22 protein-coding genes are annotated in these 16,021 nt (G+C 63.3%); 8 read left to right on the top strand and 14 right to left on the bottom strand.

Features of this window, described 5'->3' with window-relative positions; genetic code table 11:
• The first annotated feature begins 40 nt into the window (after positions 1 to 40).
• From JAB4_RS01085 to JAB4_RS01065, 5 genes are all read left to right on the top strand, one after another.
• Entirely contained in the window at positions 41 to 310 is a 270-nt protein-coding gene (locus JAB4_RS01085) for a type II toxin-antitoxin system prevent-host-death family antitoxin (protein WP_070223351.1), read from the top strand.
• Positions 291 to 596 (top strand): Txe/YoeB family addiction module toxin, encoded by a 306-nt coding sequence (locus JAB4_RS01080; protein WP_070223221.1) that lies wholly within the window; start codon positions 291 to 293, stop codon positions 594 to 596. The genes JAB4_RS01085 and JAB4_RS01080 overlap by 20 nt, the downstream gene beginning before the upstream one ends.
• 90 nt (positions 597 to 686) lie before the next feature.
• Positions 687 to 1,355, top strand: a complete 669-nt coding sequence (gene ung / locus JAB4_RS01075) for a uracil-DNA glycosylase (protein ID WP_070223219.1) — start codon at positions 687 to 689, stop codon at positions 1,353 to 1,355.
• A 105-nt stretch (positions 1,356 to 1,460) separates the two neighbouring features.
• Entirely contained in the window at positions 1,461 to 1,772 is a 312-nt protein-coding gene (locus JAB4_RS01070; RefSeq protein WP_071650246.1) for a DUF1778 domain-containing protein, read from the top strand.
• A complete protein-coding gene (locus JAB4_RS01065) occupies positions 1,747 to 2,229 on the top strand; it encodes a GNAT family N-acetyltransferase (RefSeq protein WP_175444800.1) in 483 nt (160 codons plus the stop codon). The genes JAB4_RS01070 and JAB4_RS01065 overlap by 26 nt, the downstream gene beginning before the upstream one ends.
• A gap of 101 nt (positions 2,230 to 2,330) precedes the next feature.
• Here JAB4_RS01065 and JAB4_RS01060 read toward each other — a convergent pair whose 3' ends face one another.
• From JAB4_RS01060 to JAB4_RS01045, 4 genes are all read right to left on the bottom strand, one after another.
• Complete coding sequence (locus tag JAB4_RS01060) at positions 2,331 to 4,487, bottom strand: TonB-dependent receptor (protein ID WP_070223213.1); 2,157 nt, start codon at positions 4,485 to 4,487, stop codon at positions 2,331 to 2,333.
• A gap of 92 nt (positions 4,488 to 4,579) precedes the next feature.
• Complete coding sequence (locus JAB4_RS01055; protein WP_070223211.1) at positions 4,580 to 4,918, bottom strand: hypothetical protein; 339 nt, start codon at positions 4,916 to 4,918, stop codon at positions 4,580 to 4,582.
• Between the two features lie 67 nt (positions 4,919 to 4,985).
• Positions 4,986 to 5,807, bottom strand: a complete 822-nt coding sequence (locus JAB4_RS01050; RefSeq protein WP_205602309.1) for a helix-turn-helix transcriptional regulator — start codon at positions 5,805 to 5,807, stop codon at positions 4,986 to 4,988.
• The gene (locus JAB4_RS01045; RefSeq protein WP_070223207.1) at positions 5,797 to 6,342 is read right to left on the bottom strand and encodes a YbhB/YbcL family Raf kinase inhibitor-like protein; all 546 of its coding nucleotides are present in this window, start codon (positions 6,340 to 6,342) and stop codon (positions 5,797 to 5,799) included. Before JAB4_RS01045 ends, JAB4_RS01050 begins: the two co-directional genes overlap by 11 nt.
• A gap of 215 nt (positions 6,343 to 6,557) precedes the next feature.
• Here JAB4_RS01045 and JAB4_RS01040 point away from each other — a divergent pair, with 215 nt between their 5' ends.
• Both JAB4_RS01040 and JAB4_RS01035 read left to right on the top strand, forming a co-directional pair.
• Positions 6,558 to 7,715, top strand: a complete 1,158-nt coding sequence (locus JAB4_RS01040) for a PepSY-associated TM helix domain-containing protein (RefSeq protein ID WP_070223205.1) — start codon at positions 6,558 to 6,560, stop codon at positions 7,713 to 7,715.
• A gap of 89 nt (positions 7,716 to 7,804) precedes the next feature.
• The gene (locus JAB4_RS01035; protein ID WP_070223202.1) at positions 7,805 to 8,227 is read left to right on the top strand and encodes a PaaI family thioesterase; all 423 of its coding nucleotides are present in this window, start codon (positions 7,805 to 7,807) and stop codon (positions 8,225 to 8,227) included.
• A 46-nt stretch (positions 8,228 to 8,273) separates the two neighbouring features.
• Here the strand turns inward: JAB4_RS01035 and JAB4_RS01030 are convergent, their stop codons facing one another.
• The 7 genes from JAB4_RS01030 to JAB4_RS01000 form a co-directional block, all read right to left on the bottom strand.
• Complete coding sequence (locus JAB4_RS01030; RefSeq protein ID WP_070223200.1) at positions 8,274 to 8,969, bottom strand: anti-sigma factor; 696 nt, start codon at positions 8,967 to 8,969, stop codon at positions 8,274 to 8,276.
• Positions 8,966 to 9,556: a sigma-70 family RNA polymerase sigma factor gene (locus JAB4_RS01025; protein ID WP_070223198.1), complete on the bottom strand. Its 591-nt coding sequence runs from the start codon at positions 9,554 to 9,556 to the stop codon at positions 8,966 to 8,968. Before JAB4_RS01025 ends, JAB4_RS01030 begins: the two co-directional genes overlap by 4 nt.
• A gap of 85 nt (positions 9,557 to 9,641) precedes the next feature.
• Positions 9,642 to 10,163, bottom strand: a complete 522-nt coding sequence (locus JAB4_RS01020; protein ID WP_070223196.1) for a TlpA disulfide reductase family protein — start codon at positions 10,161 to 10,163, stop codon at positions 9,642 to 9,644.
• Between the two features lie 86 nt (positions 10,164 to 10,249).
• A complete protein-coding gene (locus JAB4_RS01015) occupies positions 10,250 to 10,936 on the bottom strand; it encodes a BON domain-containing protein (protein ID WP_070223194.1) in 687 nt (228 codons plus the stop codon).
• Entirely contained in the window at positions 10,929 to 11,525 is a 597-nt protein-coding gene (locus JAB4_RS01010) for a phosphoheptose isomerase (RefSeq protein WP_034752465.1), read from the bottom strand. The genes JAB4_RS01015 and JAB4_RS01010 overlap by 8 nt, the downstream gene beginning before the upstream one ends.
• A gap of 57 nt (positions 11,526 to 11,582) precedes the next feature.
• On the bottom strand, positions 11,583 to 11,936 hold the full coding sequence (locus tag JAB4_RS01005; protein WP_070223192.1) for a YraN family protein: 354 nt from the start codon (positions 11,934 to 11,936) through the stop codon (positions 11,583 to 11,585).
• Between the two features lie 10 nt (positions 11,937 to 11,946).
• Positions 11,947 to 13,149, bottom strand: coding sequence for a penicillin-binding protein activator (locus tag JAB4_RS01000; protein WP_083287350.1), 1,203 nt, complete (start codon positions 13,147 to 13,149; stop codon positions 11,947 to 11,949).
• 165 nt (positions 13,150 to 13,314) lie between these two features.
• Between JAB4_RS01000 and rsmI the strand changes: the two genes are divergently transcribed.
• A complete protein-coding gene (gene rsmI, locus JAB4_RS00995) occupies positions 13,315 to 14,223 on the top strand; it encodes a 16S rRNA (cytidine(1402)-2'-O)-methyltransferase (RefSeq protein ID WP_070223188.1) in 909 nt (302 codons plus the stop codon).
• Between the two features lie 5 nt (positions 14,224 to 14,228).
• Here rsmI and JAB4_RS00990 read toward each other — a convergent pair whose 3' ends face one another.
• From JAB4_RS00990 to JAB4_RS00980, 3 genes are read right to left on the bottom strand one after another with little or no spacing between them, the layout of a single operon-like run.
• Positions 14,229 to 14,666 (bottom strand): hypothetical protein, encoded by a 438-nt coding sequence (locus JAB4_RS00990; RefSeq protein ID WP_070223186.1) that lies wholly within the window; start codon positions 14,664 to 14,666, stop codon positions 14,229 to 14,231.
• Positions 14,605 to 15,237, bottom strand: coding sequence for a nucleotidyltransferase domain-containing protein (locus JAB4_RS00985; protein ID WP_070223184.1), 633 nt, complete (start codon positions 15,235 to 15,237; stop codon positions 14,605 to 14,607). Before JAB4_RS00985 ends, JAB4_RS00990 begins: the two co-directional genes overlap by 62 nt.
• Positions 15,238 to 15,281: 44 nt before the next feature.
• Positions 15,282 to 15,884 (bottom strand): hypothetical protein, encoded by a 603-nt coding sequence (locus JAB4_RS00980; protein WP_070223182.1) that lies wholly within the window; start codon positions 15,882 to 15,884, stop codon positions 15,282 to 15,284.
• Positions 15,885 to 16,021 lie beyond the last annotated feature (137 nt).

Genomic DNA, 16,021 nt, shown 5'->3' with positions numbered 1-16,021 from the left:
CAATTATTGGCATGTACTTTCCATGGAGTGGTGGCACCGCATGAATATCCTGACTTTTAGCGAGGCGCGCGCGGGCCTGAAAAGCGTGATGGACGACGTCTGCAACGACCATACGCCTACGGTGATCACGCGCGTGAATGGCGAACATGTGGTGATGCTGTCCTTGTCGGACTACAACAGCATCGAGGAAACCCTGTATTTGCTGGGCACGGCAAAGAATGCCAGCCGGCTGATGGCGTCCGTGGCGCAGATCAAGGCGGGCAAGGCGCAGCCACGGGCATTGGCGCGGCATGAAAAACCGGAAGACTGAAAACAAGCAGCAGGCGCGCGCCGCCGTGCTGGCCTGGACCGATCATGCCTGGGAGGATTATCTGTTCTGGCAAGAGAACGACTTGAAAATCCTGCAAAAAATCAACGACTTGCTCGATGCATGCCTGGCCGATCCGTTCAAGGGCACGGGCAAGCCGGAACCGCTGAAAGGCGACCTGACGGGTTTCTGGTCGCGCCGCATCGACCGCCAGCACCGGCTCGTGTATCTGCCCGACGCGGGCTGCATCTACGTGGCGGCCTGCCGTTATCACTATGACGACAAATAGGCATTGCCCAGCCGTACCGTAACGCGGTACCGGACGTGACGCGGCTATACTGATCAATGATGTTTTAAAAACATGATTGACGGGGGAGCCATGGACGTACGCATCGACGCATCGTGGAAGGCGCGGCTGGAGGGGGAGTTTGCCCAGCCCTACTGGGAGCGCCTGGCCGCCTTCGTCAAGGCCGAATATGCGGCGGGGCCGTGTTGTCCTCCCGGTAAACTCATTTTTCGCGCCTTCGACCTGACGCCGTTCGGGCAAGTCAAGGTGGTGATCCTGGGGCAAGACCCGTATCACACGCCCGGTGCCGCCATGGGGCTGTGCTTTTCGATTCCCGAAGGCACGCCGCCGCAGCCGAGCCTGCAGAATATCTTCAAGGAATTACACAGCGACATGGGCGTGGCGCGCACGCGCACGGATTTGTCCGACTGGGCCGAGCAAGGCGTGTTCCTGCTCAACAGCGTGCTGACGGTGCGCGCCGGGGCGGCCGGTTCGCATGCAGCCAAGGGGTGGGAAAAGCTGACGGACAGCGCCATCGGCCACCTGTCCGCCGAGCGCGAACACCTTGTGTTCATCCTGTGGGGCGGCTATGCGCAAGCCAAGCGCACTTTGATCGACCCCGGCAAGCACCTGGTGCTGGCAGCGCCCCATCCATCTCCCTTGTCGGCCAGCAAAGGTTTCTTTGGCAGCAAGCCGTTCAGCCAGGCAAATGCGTATCTGCAGGCGCATCATCATGCCGAAATCAAATGGGGCAATGAGTAATGGTGACATTTTGTCTCCAATAAGGGTTGCTTTGTCCCCATCATGTGCTATGCTCATTGGGATACCCGACGACACCCGAACAAACCCGACGACACGAGCTAAATAATGAGTGTGACTGAAGAACGCGGCCGTATTACGGCCAGGGTTTCCGGCTCAATTGCCGAGAAACTTCAAGAAGCGGCTGAGCTGACCGGCGCTACCTTGAATCAATTCCTCGTGCAAGCTGCATTGGAAAAGGCGGAAATGATCATCGATCGCGAATACCTGATCCGCTATTCCCGTCGTGACGCCGCCATGATGATCGATTTGCTGGAAAACCCGCAGGGGCCGAATGCGGCTTTGACGAAGGCTTTTGAAAATTATGCACAGAAAGTAGAGAATGGCGTACTTCGTGACAGCACTGAAAGCAATACATGATGTAACAAGGTTTCATTGCGGCACACCGGTATTGGATACGTGGTTGCAGACAATAGCAAGGCAGCATCAGCGGCATGGCGCTTCGCGAACGTTCGTGCTGGTCGATGAAACTGATCCTACGGAAATTATTGGCTATTTTTCACTGGCGATTCGTACCATGACCCCCAAGGAGGCTATTCCCATCGCCATGATGAAGAAGTTGCCCAGCAACGTACCCGGCTTTACCTTGGCGCGGCTTGCTGTCGCGCAGCGGCATCAGCGTCGCGGCTTTGGCCGATTGCTGCTGGTAGCGGCCATGAAGCGTGTGCAATCGGTCGCAGCGGAGGTGGGCGGTTTTGCCCTGTTTGTCGATGCCAAAGAGCCGCAAGGTACGCAATTTTATCAACAGTATGGTTTTACGCCCCTCCCCGATGATCCGCTGACCATGCTGCTACCAATCGCCGATATTCCCCATTAAAACAGCATCCCGATAGACGCCACGAGATCGTTTCTTAACGGCAACCGACAGCGGCAGGCGTTGCTCCCTGCCGCTGTCTTCGCGCGTAACGGTGGTAACGGTTAAAAACTGGTGGACAGGCCGGCGTAGATGCTGCGGCGGGCGCCATACTGCGGCGCTCCCACGCCCACGCCGGAACCGTCGCGCAGCAGGTACGACTTGTCGAACAGGTTGATCAGGGCCAGCCGTCCTTCCACCTTGCCCACCGGCGTGTTCTTCCACGTGTGCGTGAGCGCCGTGTTGACGGTGAAGTAACTCGGCAAATGGCCGGAATTCGGTGCGCCGCCGTCCGGCGTCATGCGCAGGCCGCTGCCGTAGAGGAAGTCAGCGCTCACTTGCGAATCGCCGAAGTGATAGTGGCCGCCACCCGACAGCGTGTATTTCTGGTCATGATCGAGGTAGACATAGTGCTGGCTGATGTAGTTCAACTCATCGGCGCCAAACAGGGCTTGCCCCGAATTGATGTTGCGGCCCTGCGCCTTTTGCGTGCTGGCGTTGAGGAACAGGCCCCAGTTTTTCTCGCTGTAGATGGCGGACAGCTCCAGGCCCTTGGCGTAGCCGTCCGCATAGTTGAACGGCGTCAGGATCAATGCCTGGCCGAACTGGCCTTCGTCCAGCAGGTTGTTGATCTTTTTATAGTACACATCGGCCGTCACGGTCAGTTTTGCATTCACCTGGTGGCTGATGCCGATATCGTAGTAATGCGTGCGCTCGGCCTTGACGTTGTCGGACTGGCCGATTGCCGGCGCATTCGTCGTGTTCGCGTACAGGTCGATACTGGCTTGCGCCGCCAGTTCCTGCGGCGGCGGCGTGAAGTAGCGCGAATAGCCGGCGTGCAGGGCCGTGCCCGGCGCGACCTGGTAGGCCAGGTTGACGCGCGGGCTCCATTGCTGTTCGCTCGTGTAGGCCGAGACCTTGTCGAAGCGGGCGCCGTAGTTCAGGGTCAGCGGTTTGCTGATATGCCACTCATCCTGCAGGTAGACACTGGCCAGGGTGCCCGTCTTGCCGCTGTTGTCCAGAATGCTGATCGGCGTGGTGGAAGTTTGCGCGCCGTCCATGGCGGGGAAGACGGCCACCGTGTTGTCGCTCGTCGTTTTCTGGCGCGTGTAGGCCAGGCCCGCGCGCACGGTGTGGTCCTGGTGCAACTTGTAGCTGATGTCGAACTGGGCACCGGAAGCGCTGTTCGCGCGGCGCGAGTCCGAGGCCACGCCGTTGTAGATCAAGTCGCCGATGGCGTCGGGCGTGAAGTGCAGTTCCGAATACTGGTGGAAGGCCGACACCTGGTAATTGACGTCGCCCAGGCTTTTTTGCAGCGACAGCACGAGGAAGCGGTTCACTTCGCGCTGGTTTTCATTGAGCTGCGATGAAGGGATGCTGGACGTGCCCACCTGCGCATCGCTGTGGCCGGCCAGCGAGAAGCCCGGCGCCTGGTCCGGGTTGTTCGGGATCTGGAAGCGGCCGTTGTAGGTGCCGAACATGGCGCCCAGGCGCGTGTTGTCATCGAGGAAATACGACAGGCTGCCGAAGGTTTTATTCTGGCGCGTCTTGTCGTGCAGGGCGCTGCGCGTGGCTTGCGGGTTTTCCACGCCCAGGGCATTGCCCAGATAGCTGCCGGACAGGTAGTAATTGAACTTGCCCACGCTGCCGAAAAATTCGGCACTCGGCTCCACGTGGTCGTGGCTGCCCACCATGATGCCGATGCGCCCGCCAGGGCTCAAGCCGCCTTCCTTCGTTTCAATATCGACGATGCCGGCCGTGCGCAGGCCGAACTGGGCCGGCAAGGCGCCCGTCATGAAATCCGTCTTGTCGATCAAGCGCGTGTCGATCGACTGGCCGAAGCCGCTGATGCTTTCGGGCAACTGCACGCCGTTGATGCGGTATTGTACGTTGGCATGGTCGTCGCGCACGTGCAGGGCGCCGGAGCCCTTTGAATCCTGCGACACGCCCGGCAGGCGCAGCAGCACTTCATTGAACGGCGTGTTGTCGCCCTGGCCCAGCATGTCGACCATGTGGCTGTCGATGCTGTAGATGGTGGTGCCGACTTTCGGCGACAGTTCGATGCGCGCGCTTTTCAGATGGGCGGAGGTGACTTCGACCTTTTGCATTTCCGGTGGGGCGGCATCGGTACTGGCTTCGGCAGGCTCGGCGGCATGGGCGGAAACGGTAAACAGGCTGGCAAGGGCGAGCGACAGCGCGCTCAGACGTGGAGTGTGTTGCATGGTAAACCTCGAAAATAGTCAACGCCAGGCGGCCCGGCGCGCATCAAAGTGCGGCAAGGGGCAGCCTGAAAAGGATAAAAACAGCGTGGGAACTACAGTGAGGCGGCAGGCGGGCCGCGCACGGGCGGCAGGACGAGGACGGCGACGGGCGCCAGGGTAGCGGGCGCGAGGGCCAGCAGGCGGTACGGCAGTAACTGGGCGGGCGGCTCGGCGATGGCCGGCGGCACGGCGATGTCGGCCACCTTGTCGATGACCGTGGCGCACAGCGCGCACTCTTCCGCGTCGAGCGTCGTCTTGTGCAGGTGCGAGGCGGCCGTCGACAGCAGGAACACGAGGGCCAGCGCACTGAACAGCGCCACGCACAGCTGCCACGGCGTGCGCGCGAGGGCGGACGCCGGGTAAGGCTTGCGGGATGGCTGGCGGGAAGACATGGGCGCATAGTAGCAAGAAAATCGTCCCGCTGTCAGCGCTTGTTGCTTGATTTGCGCCAGAGCGGGCTTACAAGGTGGCGCGCAGGTCGCGCGGCGACAGGCCGTAATGCTGGCGGAAACGGGCCGCGAAGCGCGAGGGCGAGGCGTAGCCGCAGGCGGCGGCGATGTCGCCGATGGGTAAGATGCCAGATTGCAATTCCTGCAAGGCCAGTCCCAGGCGCACGTCTTCCAGGATGGCGCGGAAGTGACGCTGTTCCAGGGCCAGCTGGCGGCGCAGGGTCGAGGCGCCCAGGTGCAGATGGCTGGCAACCTTGGTCACGCTCCAGTCGGCGCCCGGGTCCAGCAGCAGCACTTGCTGCACGCGCGCGGCCAGCGGATCGCGGCGGTCCAGCAACAGCGGGCCGCAATGGCCGCCCAGTGCCAGGGCCAGCAGCAAGCCTTCCGCCTGGTGCGCCAGCAGCGCGGGCGGTGTGCTGCCCGCCAGGCTGGCCGTCAGCTGGTCCCAGGCCACCGCCGCGTGGGCATCGAGCGGCACGCACAGGCTGGCCGTGGCCGCCTGGCGCAGCTGGGTATCGACGAGGCCGCCATGGCGCGCGCGGAAACGGGCGATCAGGGCCGGCGAAAAACTCAGCACTTCCGCGCGGTAGCCTTGCGCGCCAGGCAGGTTGGCTACGCCCAGTTCCTGTCCCGCCGGCATCAGCACCACGTCGTGCGTGCCGGCGCGCGCCTGGCGCGCCCCCCATTCCAGCAGCTTGGTTCCCTGCCGCACGCGGCACAGGGCGCTCTGGAAGACGGGCACGCGGCGCAGGGTTTGCGCGCGGCGCGCCTCGATGGTGCCGTGGGCGATGCGCAGCTCGCTCAGGGCCACCGCTTCCATGTCATCTGCCATACAGTCCCGTCAGTTGTGCCTTGCCCAGCGCGTTGGCATTGAGCATGTAGCCCAGCATGGCGCCGCTGGCGTGCTGGTCCAGCGGCAGCTTGTCCGTTTTCAGCGCCCACACCGTGATCTGGTAGCGGTGGGCCTGGTCGCCCGGTGGCGGGCAGGCGCCGCCGTAGGCGCTGTCGCCGTAATCGTTGCGCCCTTGTACGGCGCCGGCCGGCAAGGTGGCGGTTGTCGTTCCCGCAGGCAAGGACGTGGTGCTGGTCGGCACATTGAATACGCTCCAGTGCCACCAGCCGCTGCCCGTGGGCGCGTCCGGGTCGTACAGGGTGACGGCGTAGCTTTTGGTGCCGGCCGGTGCGTTGCTCCATGACAATTGCGGCGACAGGTTGCCGCCCGTGCAGCCGAAGCCCTGGAATACTTGCGCGCTCGCCAGGCGCTGGCCGGGGGCGATGTCGGTGCTGGTCACCGTGAAATCGGCAGCGTGGGCGCCCAGGTGAAGGGCGAGGCCCAAGGTGGCGGCGAGGAAGCGGGAGGCGGTCATAGTTTTCCTTTCGATAAGTATAGGGGAAAGTGTATGCCGCGCAACATAACCGCGCGATGCCGATGCGCTCGCTGATGGTGCCGAAACGCTCGTTTTTATCCGAATCTGCCGTTGTCATGAGCGTGTTGTTCTATTCCTTCCTTTCTTGCTGCGCGTGATTTTCCCCGCAGGGCTTTCATGCTATCGTTTCGCAGCCCAAATTTCCCAAAGTTTCCATGTCACAACGCTCGATCAAGTGGTTGCTCAGCAAACTGCACCTGTATGCGGGGCTGTGGTTCGGCGCCCTGTTCGTCCTGCTGGGCTTGACGGGCTCCGCCATCGCCTGGATGCCAGAGCTCGACGCGTATCTGAATCCCAACTTGTTACAGGCGAGCACGCCCGCACCTGGCCAGGTGTTCCAGGTGACGCCGCGTACGCTGCAGGCGGTGGTGGACCAGCTTACGGCCGACCCCGCCTACGGCAAGCCGAGCCAGCTCAATCCGCCCGCCGACGCGCGCGACGTGTACGTGGCCTCGTACCGCCAGACTAGCAAACCGTCCCCGTTCAGCCAGGCCATCGTGCGCCAGGTGATGGTCGACCCGTACACCCTGCAAGTCAAAGGCGAGCGCGACTGGGGGCGCTTCGGCCTCTCGCGCCCCTTGTTCATGTCGGGCATGTTTCATTTGCACCGCTATTTACTGTCCGGCGACGTGGGCAAGACCATCACGGGCATTTCCGGCGTGGCCCTGCTGCTGATGGCCCTGAGCGGCATCTACCTGTGGTGGCCGCGCCTGCAGTGGACGGCGATCCGGCGCGCCCTGACCGTGTCGCATGGCGGCTCCTGGCCGCGCTTTCACTATACGATGCACAAGGCGGCCGGCTTCTTTGCCGCGCCCGTGCTGGCCGTGCTCGCCTTTTCCGGCATCTATTTCAATTTGCCGCAATTGATCGTGCCCCTGGTGGAGCTCGTGTCGACGGTGCCGGACACGGCAAAACTCAAGAATGTGCAGCAGGACGGCGCCGTGCTCGATGCAGGCCAGGCGATGGCCGCCGCGCAGCAGCTGTATCCGCAGGCACGCGTGTCGCGCATCGTGCTGCCAGCGAAAAAAGACCAGCCGTATGACGTGCGCGTGCGCCAGCCCGGCGAAATCGCCGAGGGCGACGGCGCCACGCGCATCACCCTGGACGCGCGCAGCGGCTTGCCCCTGCGCATACGCGATCCCTTGCGGGCGCCGGCCGGGGACGTTTTCCTGGGCTGGCAATTCCCCCTGCATTCGGGGCAGGCCTTCGGCGCGGCCGGGCGCGCCTTCATTACCGTGTTCGGCCTGATGCCATTGCTGTTCCTGCTGACGGGGACCCTGGTGTGGTGGAAACGGCGGCGCGGCAAAAAATAGCTGCGCTCAAACCGTTGCCGGGAAAGTTGCTATCATCATAGTATTTTCCGGCAGATCCGCTGTCCGGACCCACCCGCACAAGGACCAGCATGAGCAATCCCGACATCACCGTAGCAATGTTGAATGAACGCGGCACGGGCCGCCTGCCCGGCCACCTGGGTATCGTCATCACGGCCGTGGGCGACGGCCAGCTGACGGCGGAATTGCCCGTGCTGCCCCACCTGCTGGCGCCGAACGGCTACCTGCACGCGGGCAGCGTGGTGACCCTGGCCGACACGGCGTCCGGCTATGGCTGCATCGTCAACCTGCCCGAGGGCGCGATCAACTTCACCACCATCGAATTGAAATCGAACCACCTGGGCACGGCCCGCGAAGGCACGCTCACCTGCACGGCCAAGGTCGAGCACAAGGGTCGCAACACGCAGGTGTGGGATGCCGTGGTGAAGAGCAAGGAAACGGGCAAGACCATCGCCCTGTTCCGCTGCACGCAGATGATTTTATATCCGAAATAAGCCGGTAGGTCGGGTTAGCAGCAGCGCTGCGTAACCCGACATTTCCTTATAGCCTGACCCAGTTACCTTTATACAAGATCGGTCCCGTCGGTCCGTCCGGATTCGGCGAACCGCCCTTCGGCTCCAGGGTGACGGCCAGCAAGGCCACGTCGTTGCCGATGGCGCCCTGCGACAGGGCCAGTTTCACATTGCCCTTGTCCGCCAGCAAGCCCAGGGAGCGCGGGTTGCCGCTTTTCGGTACGGCCCACAGTTCCAGGTCGCGGTCGGCAGGCACGGGCGCATTGCCCACCATGCGCACCTCGAGCGCGCCGTGGCGGCTGTCGGCCGTCAGCAGCAATGCCGTTTGCGCCTTCTCGTCCGTCAGGCTGGCGACATAGCTGATCTGCGGCGCGTCCATCACGCGCGTGGCCAAGACGATCACTAGCAAGGCGGCGATGGCGCTCGACGCCATGCCCAGGCCACGCCAGAACGACAGCGCATCGCGCCACAACGCCCAGCCGCCCTGCGGCTTCAGGTGCAGGCGCTGCTCGATCTGCTGCCACACGCGCTTGGGCGGCGCCACGGGCGTGGCGAATTCGGCCATCGGTTCCAGGCGCTGGCGCCATTCGGCCGTGATATTGCGCAAATCGGCGTCGTTGTGCAGCCAGCCTTCGAAACGCCGCCGCGCGCCCCCTTTCAGGGTGCCCAGCACGTATTCGGACGCCAGTTTCTGGCGCAGGGTGTCATTGCCGCGGATATTCATGATGCCTCCCGTTTCGCCAGGCACGTGCGCAGCCGTTCCAGGCTGCGGCGTATCCACGTCTTCACGGTGCCGATCGGCAGCGACATCTGCTGCGCCACTTCGCTGTGCGACAGGTCGTGATAAAACGCCAGGGCGACCACCTGCCGGTGCAGCCCTTCCAGGGCCGACATGCAAAACGCCAGCGCCTTGGCGTCACCGCTCATCTGCAGTGATTCGATCGGCGTGGCCTGGGGGTCCCGGAGTGCATTCATGACTTCGCTATCAAACTGTTCGGCATCGATTTCCACGGTATCGTCGCTGCGCCGCAGCACATCGAACGCCTTGTTGCGCACGATGGTGGCCATCCAGGTCATCGGCGCGGCCAGATGGCTCTGGTAAGCGGCGGCGTTGTTCCAGATGGCGACAAAACCCTCTTGCAAGGCTTCTTCAGCGAGCTCTTGCTTATGCAATATACGCAGCGCGAAGCCAAACAGTTTCGATGATGTGGAGTTATATAGCTGGCGGAACGCCGTGGCGTCCTTGTTCCCGGTGGCAAGCAGCCAGGCTTTCAGTTGCTGCGGGTCGAGCGATTGAGCGGCTGGGGACACGGCTGGCCTTCACAAGGTGAATGGGATCACGCCTGGGAAGGTTATAACAGATTGACAACGCTTGGCAACAGGGTTTTGTGCCGTGTTATCCCGCGATGGCCGTTTCGAGCAATTTGTGCAGTTCGGCAAATTCCGGCTTGCCCACGTAGCGCTTGAGGATCTTGCCCTGTTTGTCGAGCACGAAGGTGGTGGGCGTGAGGGCCACGTCGCCGTAGGCCTTGGCCGCTTCGCCCGTCACGTCGAGCGCCACCTTGAACGGCAGCTGGCGCGTTTCGGCGAAATTCAGCACGTAGTTGGCCGGATCGTATTTCATGGCCACGGCCACGAATTCCAGGCCCTGCCCCTTGTACTTGTTGTAGGTGTCGACCATGTCCGGCATTTCCGCCACGCAGGTGGTGCACGAAGTGGCCCAGAAATTGACCATCACCACCTTGCCGCGCAGGCTGGCCGAGGTGATCTTCTCGCCATGGATGCCGTGGAAAGTCACGTCCGGCGCGCGTTGCTTGTCGTTCAGCGACAGATAGCCGGCCGCCGCCACGCCCGCCACGAACACGGCGATGAGGGCTGGCTTGATCCAGGACTTGCTTGCGGAGGGCGAAGTGGACATGGCAAAGTTTCACTAATGTAGAGCAACGATGCGGCCATTATAGACGCATCGCCAGTCTGGCGCCGTAGGTCAAACGGCGGAGGCGTTTATTGCTGGACCGTATCGCTGACCGTGCTGGTCGTGCGCTGCTGCGGCGGATCGGGCTGCAATTGCTTCAGTTCCGCTTCCGAAATGTAGTCGAACAGCTTGACCACTTTCTGCACGCCGCCCACGCCGCGCGCCACGTCGGCCGCGACCGTGCCTTCGCGCTGGGTCACGCGGCCCATCAGGAAGACGGTGCCGTTTTCCGTGACGACCTTGAACGAGGCGGCCGAGATGGTTTTCATGTCGACCAGGCTGGCCTTGACCTTGGTGGTGATCAGCGCGTCGTTCGAGCGCGAGGTATAGCTGGCCGGTCCGGCGATGATCAACTCATTGGCCACCGATTCCACGCCTTCGATATTGCGCACTTCGCGCTCGACGGCATTTTTCATCGCCTCGTCGCGCACTTCGCCCGTCAGCAGGACGCGGCGGTTGAAGCTGGTGACATTCACGTGGCCCGCATCGCCGACGATGGACGGGATGCGCGCCTCGCCCTTGACGGCGATCGACTTGTCTTCGGTCTGGGCGCCCAGGGTGCGGCGGTCCGCCGCGGCAACGCCGCCCATCACCGCGCCGCCGACCATCAATTCGATGCAGCCGGTGAGCGAAGTGAGCATGGCGCCGCACAGCAGTGCGGTGGCCAGCGGGCGTTGTACGCGTTTCCAGCCTGGGCCAGTACCGAATTTAGTCATTCACGTCTCCTCCGAATAGCGCGACGTCGATGCCGTCGCAGATGCAATGTATGGTGGTCAGGTGGACTTCCTGGATGCGCGCCGTGCGCTCGGCCGGCACGCAGATATGCACGTCGGCGTCCGTCAGCATCTTGCCGATGGCGCCGCCGTCCTTGCCCGTCAGCGCCACGACGCGCATTTCGCGCTCGAGCGCCGCTTCCACGGCGGCCATCACGTTGGCCGAATTGCCCGACGTGGAGATGGCCAGCAGGATGTCGCCGGCCTGGCCGAAGGCCTGCACCTGCTTCGAGAAGATCTCGCGGTAGCTGTAGTCGTTGGCCACGGCCGTCAGGATCGACGTATCCGTCGTCAGCGCCAGGGCCGGCAGCGGAAAGCGCTCGCGTTCGAAGCGCCCGACCAGCTCGGCCGCGAAATGCTGGCAATCGGCGGCGGAACCGCCGTTGCCGCAGGCGAGGATCTTGTTGCCGTTGGACAATGCATAAAACATCAGGTCGATCGCCTGCGCAATGGGTTGCGCCAGTACGGTGGCTGCCTGGATCTTGAGTTCGGCACTTTCGTGGAAGTGCGAGAGGATGCGTTGATTATTCATAGTCTGCCGATTATAGTGCAGGCGCGCGGCATGGCGGACAAGCACTGTTAAAAATGCTTACATATCGAGGATGTTCTTCAGCCAGCTGATGCGCCCGCCATCGATGGCCAGTGCGTCGAAGCGGCATGGCGGCACGGTTTTTTGTCCCAGCAGCCAGGTTTGCGCGGCCACCACCATGCGCCGCTGCTTGGCGGGCGTGATGCTGGCCAGGGCGCCGCCGAAGCTGGCACTGCTGCGCAGCCGCACTTCGACGAAGACGACGGACGGCCCATCGCGCATGATCAGGTCCAGTTCGCCGCCCTTGCAAAGATAATTGCGTTCCAGCAGCACCAAGCCTTGCAGCAACAGATACGCGAGCGCATCGTCTTCCCCCTGCCGTCCCCGTTCCCGTTTGTTCCAGAAGGGCGGCATGGCGGTGTCCTTATTGTACCGGCGGCGCGGCAGGCGGAGCCGGTGGCCAGGTGCCCAGCACGCCCTGCTGGTAGGTGGCGGCCTGTTCCGTGCGTTCGAACACGCTTTGATCATTCTCAAAGCGCACGGCCAGGCGGCCCGTCACGCCGTCGAGCGTGAATGGCGCGTTTGGCCGCAGCGCCACTTCGCGCGCCACGCGGAAGGCGTCGATGCCCAGCGCGTACAGGCGTTCCATGTCGGCCGTCAGGCGGGCGTCGGCCGGTTGCGGCGGTTGCGGATACACCATCACTTGCGGATGGTCGCGCTGCACTTGCCAAGGCAGGTCCAGCAGGCGCGCGCCATCGAGCTCGGGGCCGCTGGCGCCGCGCCCGGCGCCGGGGTTCAGTGACGAGGTGCCATACAGGGGCAGGTCGTTGCCGATGGCCACGCGCAGCTGGCGCGCCTGGTCGGCGTCGAGCGCGGCAAACAGCAGGCCCGGCGGCGTCGCGGCCAGGCGCGCGCGCAGCTGCACCAGTTCCGCATCGCTCAGGTAGCCATTCGTGGCCGTCAAGTCCATCACATCGACCTTGCCGCCCTGGCGCAGCCATTCCTGCTTGAAGGCGGCGCTGATGCGGCGCTGCGAAGGCGAACCGGCCGACAGGATCAGCGCGCTGGCGCCCGGCTGTTCGCTGGCGGCCCAGGCGGCGACCTGGCGCGCTTCCGCCTCGATCGACAAGCCCATCACCAGCAGCTTGGCCGGCAGACGCGCTTCGCCGCGGTTGTCCGGGTGGTTCAGGGCGATCGTCGGCTTGCGTACCAGATCGCTGTTCGCCACGGCCGTCACGGCCGAGCGCGACAACGGTCCGACGACGACGTCCTGTTCCTCTTGCGCTTGCGCAAACTTGTTCAGCACGTCGCTGCTGCCGTCGCCCGTGTCGATCACCGTTACTTCGAAGCCGCTGCGGTCGCGCTCATACGCGGCCATGAAGCCGGCGCGCAGCAGTTCGGCAGCCGGACCCAGGGACGCCGAGCGCAGCGGCAGCAGCAGGCCGATATGGTGCAGATTGCCGTCGGATGGCGCCGGTGCCGTGGCGGCCGGCATGTCCTGCGGCGTGCCCGTTGCCGGCTTGGTGGCGGTGGGCGCCAGCGGCGCGCCGCTGCCGTCGTACGCGGTAATATCGGGCACGGCCACGGCAAACGTCACCGGTTCGGGCGCGGGCGGCTTGGGCGGCACGGGAGGCGGCAGCGGCTTCGGTGGCGGCAGCGCCCTTGTGTTAGATTCAATAGGCGCGCACAATTGCCCGGGCGCGTCGCAAGGCGTGCTGCAAGCGCTCAGCATGCCGGTCGCGGCACAAACAAGCAGTAACTTCACACTATTAGCAAGCATTCAACCTCCAAAATGACCGTACAAGAAATCAGTTCCATCGCCAGCCTGCCCATCATGACAGAGGCGGCGCACCAGGTCTATCCTATCGCAACATTGTATATAGTGGCCACGCCCATCGGTAATGTGACCGATATCAGCCTGCGCGCGCTGCACTTGCTGAGCCTTGCCGACGCCGTCGCCTGTGAAGATACGCGCAACACGGCGCACCTGCTGACGCGCTTCGGCTTGAACAAGCCATTGATTGCGGCGCATCAACATAACGAGCGCGAAGTGGCGCAGACCCTGATCGCGCGCCTGCACGCGGGCGAGCGCATCGCCCTCGTTTCCGACGCGGGCACGCCCGCCGTGTCCGACCCCGGCGCGCGCATCGTCGACGCCGTGCGCGCGGCCGGTTTGCGCGTGCTGCCCCTGCCCGGCCCGTCGGCGGCGATCACGGCCATTTCCGCCAGCGGCCTGTTGAATGACCAGTTTTACTTTGTCGGCTTCCTGCCTGCCAAGGCCAAGCAGCGCGAAAACATCTTGCACAGCCTGCGCGGCGTGACGGCGACCATGGTGTTCTATGAAGCGCCGCACCGCATCCTCGATTGCGCCACGGCCCTGGTGGAAGCGTTCGAACCGACGCGCCAGGTGGTATTCGCGCGCGAGCTGACGAAACTGTTCGAGGAAATCCACCGCTGCCCCCTGTCGGAAGCGGAAAGCTGGATCCGTGCCGACGCGCACCGCGAAAAGGGAGAGTTCGTCGTCCTGCTGGAAGGCGCCACGCAAGCGCAGGATGCGGAAGACGTGGAAGCGGAACGCATCCTCAACATCCTGCTGGCCGAATGCAGCGTCAAGCAGGCGGCGAATCTGACGGCGCAAATCACGGGGCGCAAGAAAAACGCCCTGTATGAGCGGGCGTTGCAGTTGAAGGGGCAGGAATAAGGCGATTAGCTTGGCGGCTGGACATTGAGTGCACTTGCCGCCGCAAGCAATTGTTCCACGTGCTCGATCAACTCGTCGACAAAACCCTGTGTGACATCGAGATCGCCCTCGTATTCCGCCAGGTTGCGCTTCCGGTGCGCCTGATTGAATAGCAGCCATTGCTGCGGCGTGAAACCCAGCGTGTGTTCCAGGCTTTGAAAGACGAGATAGCGGTTGTCGCTGCGATAACCATGTTGACGCAGCGCAGACAGGGCCGCCGCGTGTGCCGCGTTATACGCGAGGTCGAAGCGGCTTTCCAGCGACAGTATCTGCTGCCTGGCATCGCGCAGGCGCACGGTGGCCGAGCGCAGCAAGCCTGCGCGTTCGCGTGCGTCCGCTGGCTCAGCCTTGAGCTGGCCGATGCGCGCCAGGTTCGCCAGCGCCTGTGAGTTCGGTGAGGTCATCGTTGGCCCCTTTGACAAAAATCTTGGGCTGTTCGAGGATGCGCACGGCGAACGACTTGCCGTCGTCTATTCTTTGCCGCCATTCTTCCCGCGTATACAAGGTCGGGTTGATGCTGCGGCCCAGCTGCTGTTGCGCAGGCTGCAGCGCTGCCAGCAACTGGGCATTCGATGCCATGCTGCCGATGACCATCAGGTCGATGTCGCTGTGCGCCTGTTCCGTGCCCTTGGCCATCGAACCGTACACAAAGGCCAGGTCGATTTCTTGCCAATACGGTTGCAGGGCCACGCGAAGCACATCGGCGACGCCAAAGGTTTTCAGCACAATGCTGCGCAGCTCGTCGAAGATCGGCGCATCGTGATTCGCCTGGTAATGCTTCTGGTTGCCCACTTTCTTGACGGTCACCAGGGCCGATTTCACCAGCTTGGCCAGTTCGCGTTGCACGGCGCCCGAGCCGATGGCCGCGAAGGCGATGATTTCATTCGCATAGAAAGACCGTTGTGCCTGGCCAAAGAGCAAAGCCAGCACGCGCTGCTGTGTCTTGGAAAACAATGTGTCTGCGAAAGTACCCATATTGGGTATGTTAGTACCCAATATGGGTATAGTCAAGCAGGCCATCACCACTTGCAGCCGCTATCCTTCTTGTCCAGCAACATCAGCACGGGCGCCAGCAAGCCTGCGCCGGAATAGGCGGTGCGGCAATCGCCGCGCTTGCCTTGCGCGATGTCGCGCGCCAGCTGGCTTTCCGTTTGCAGGGGCTTGTCGGGGATTTGCCCCACGGCCGTGCCCACCTTGGACGGATCGCGCTCGCCCGCCATCTTGCGCGCCGTCTTCCTGGCCGCTTCCATGTCGAATTTCGGCGTTTCCGCAGTTTCTTGCCTGAAGGTGTCGGGACTGGCCGTCGGCGTGGCTGGTGAGGCCGGCACCACCGTGATGGCTTGCGGGCTGGATGCCGGCGCGGTGGCTGCCGCCGGCGTTTCCCGGACAGCGGCGCGTTTCTGCTTGCTGATGGGCTTGGGTTCGCGCTTCGGCTTGACGACCTCGACAGGCGGCGGGGGCGGCTTGGCGGCCAGTGGACGTATCCACACGGCGATCGATTCCACGCGCGGGGCCGTGTCCGGCGGCACAGGCGGCTGGACGTGGCGCCACAGATAGATCAAGGCGCCATGCAGCAGCAAGGACACGCCGACGCCCAGCGCGATGCCGCGGCGATTTGGCATGGGCTGGCCGCCGCCGCTGCTTCTTTCTATCCTGAACTCCATTGCCGTCGTCGCCTTCATGTCTGATCGGGAAAACTTGCAAACCCAGTGTCGCATACTTCAATCGTTTTGAAAAATACATGAGTCCCAGTGCCGCG

Source organism: Janthinobacterium sp. HH102 (genome assembly GCF_001758625.2).
Classification (GTDB): Bacteria; Pseudomonadota; Gammaproteobacteria; order Burkholderiales; family Burkholderiaceae_D; genus Janthinobacterium.
The sequence above is the reverse complement of the archived record's forward strand: the minus strand, read 5'-3'. Positions and strand labels throughout refer to the sequence as shown.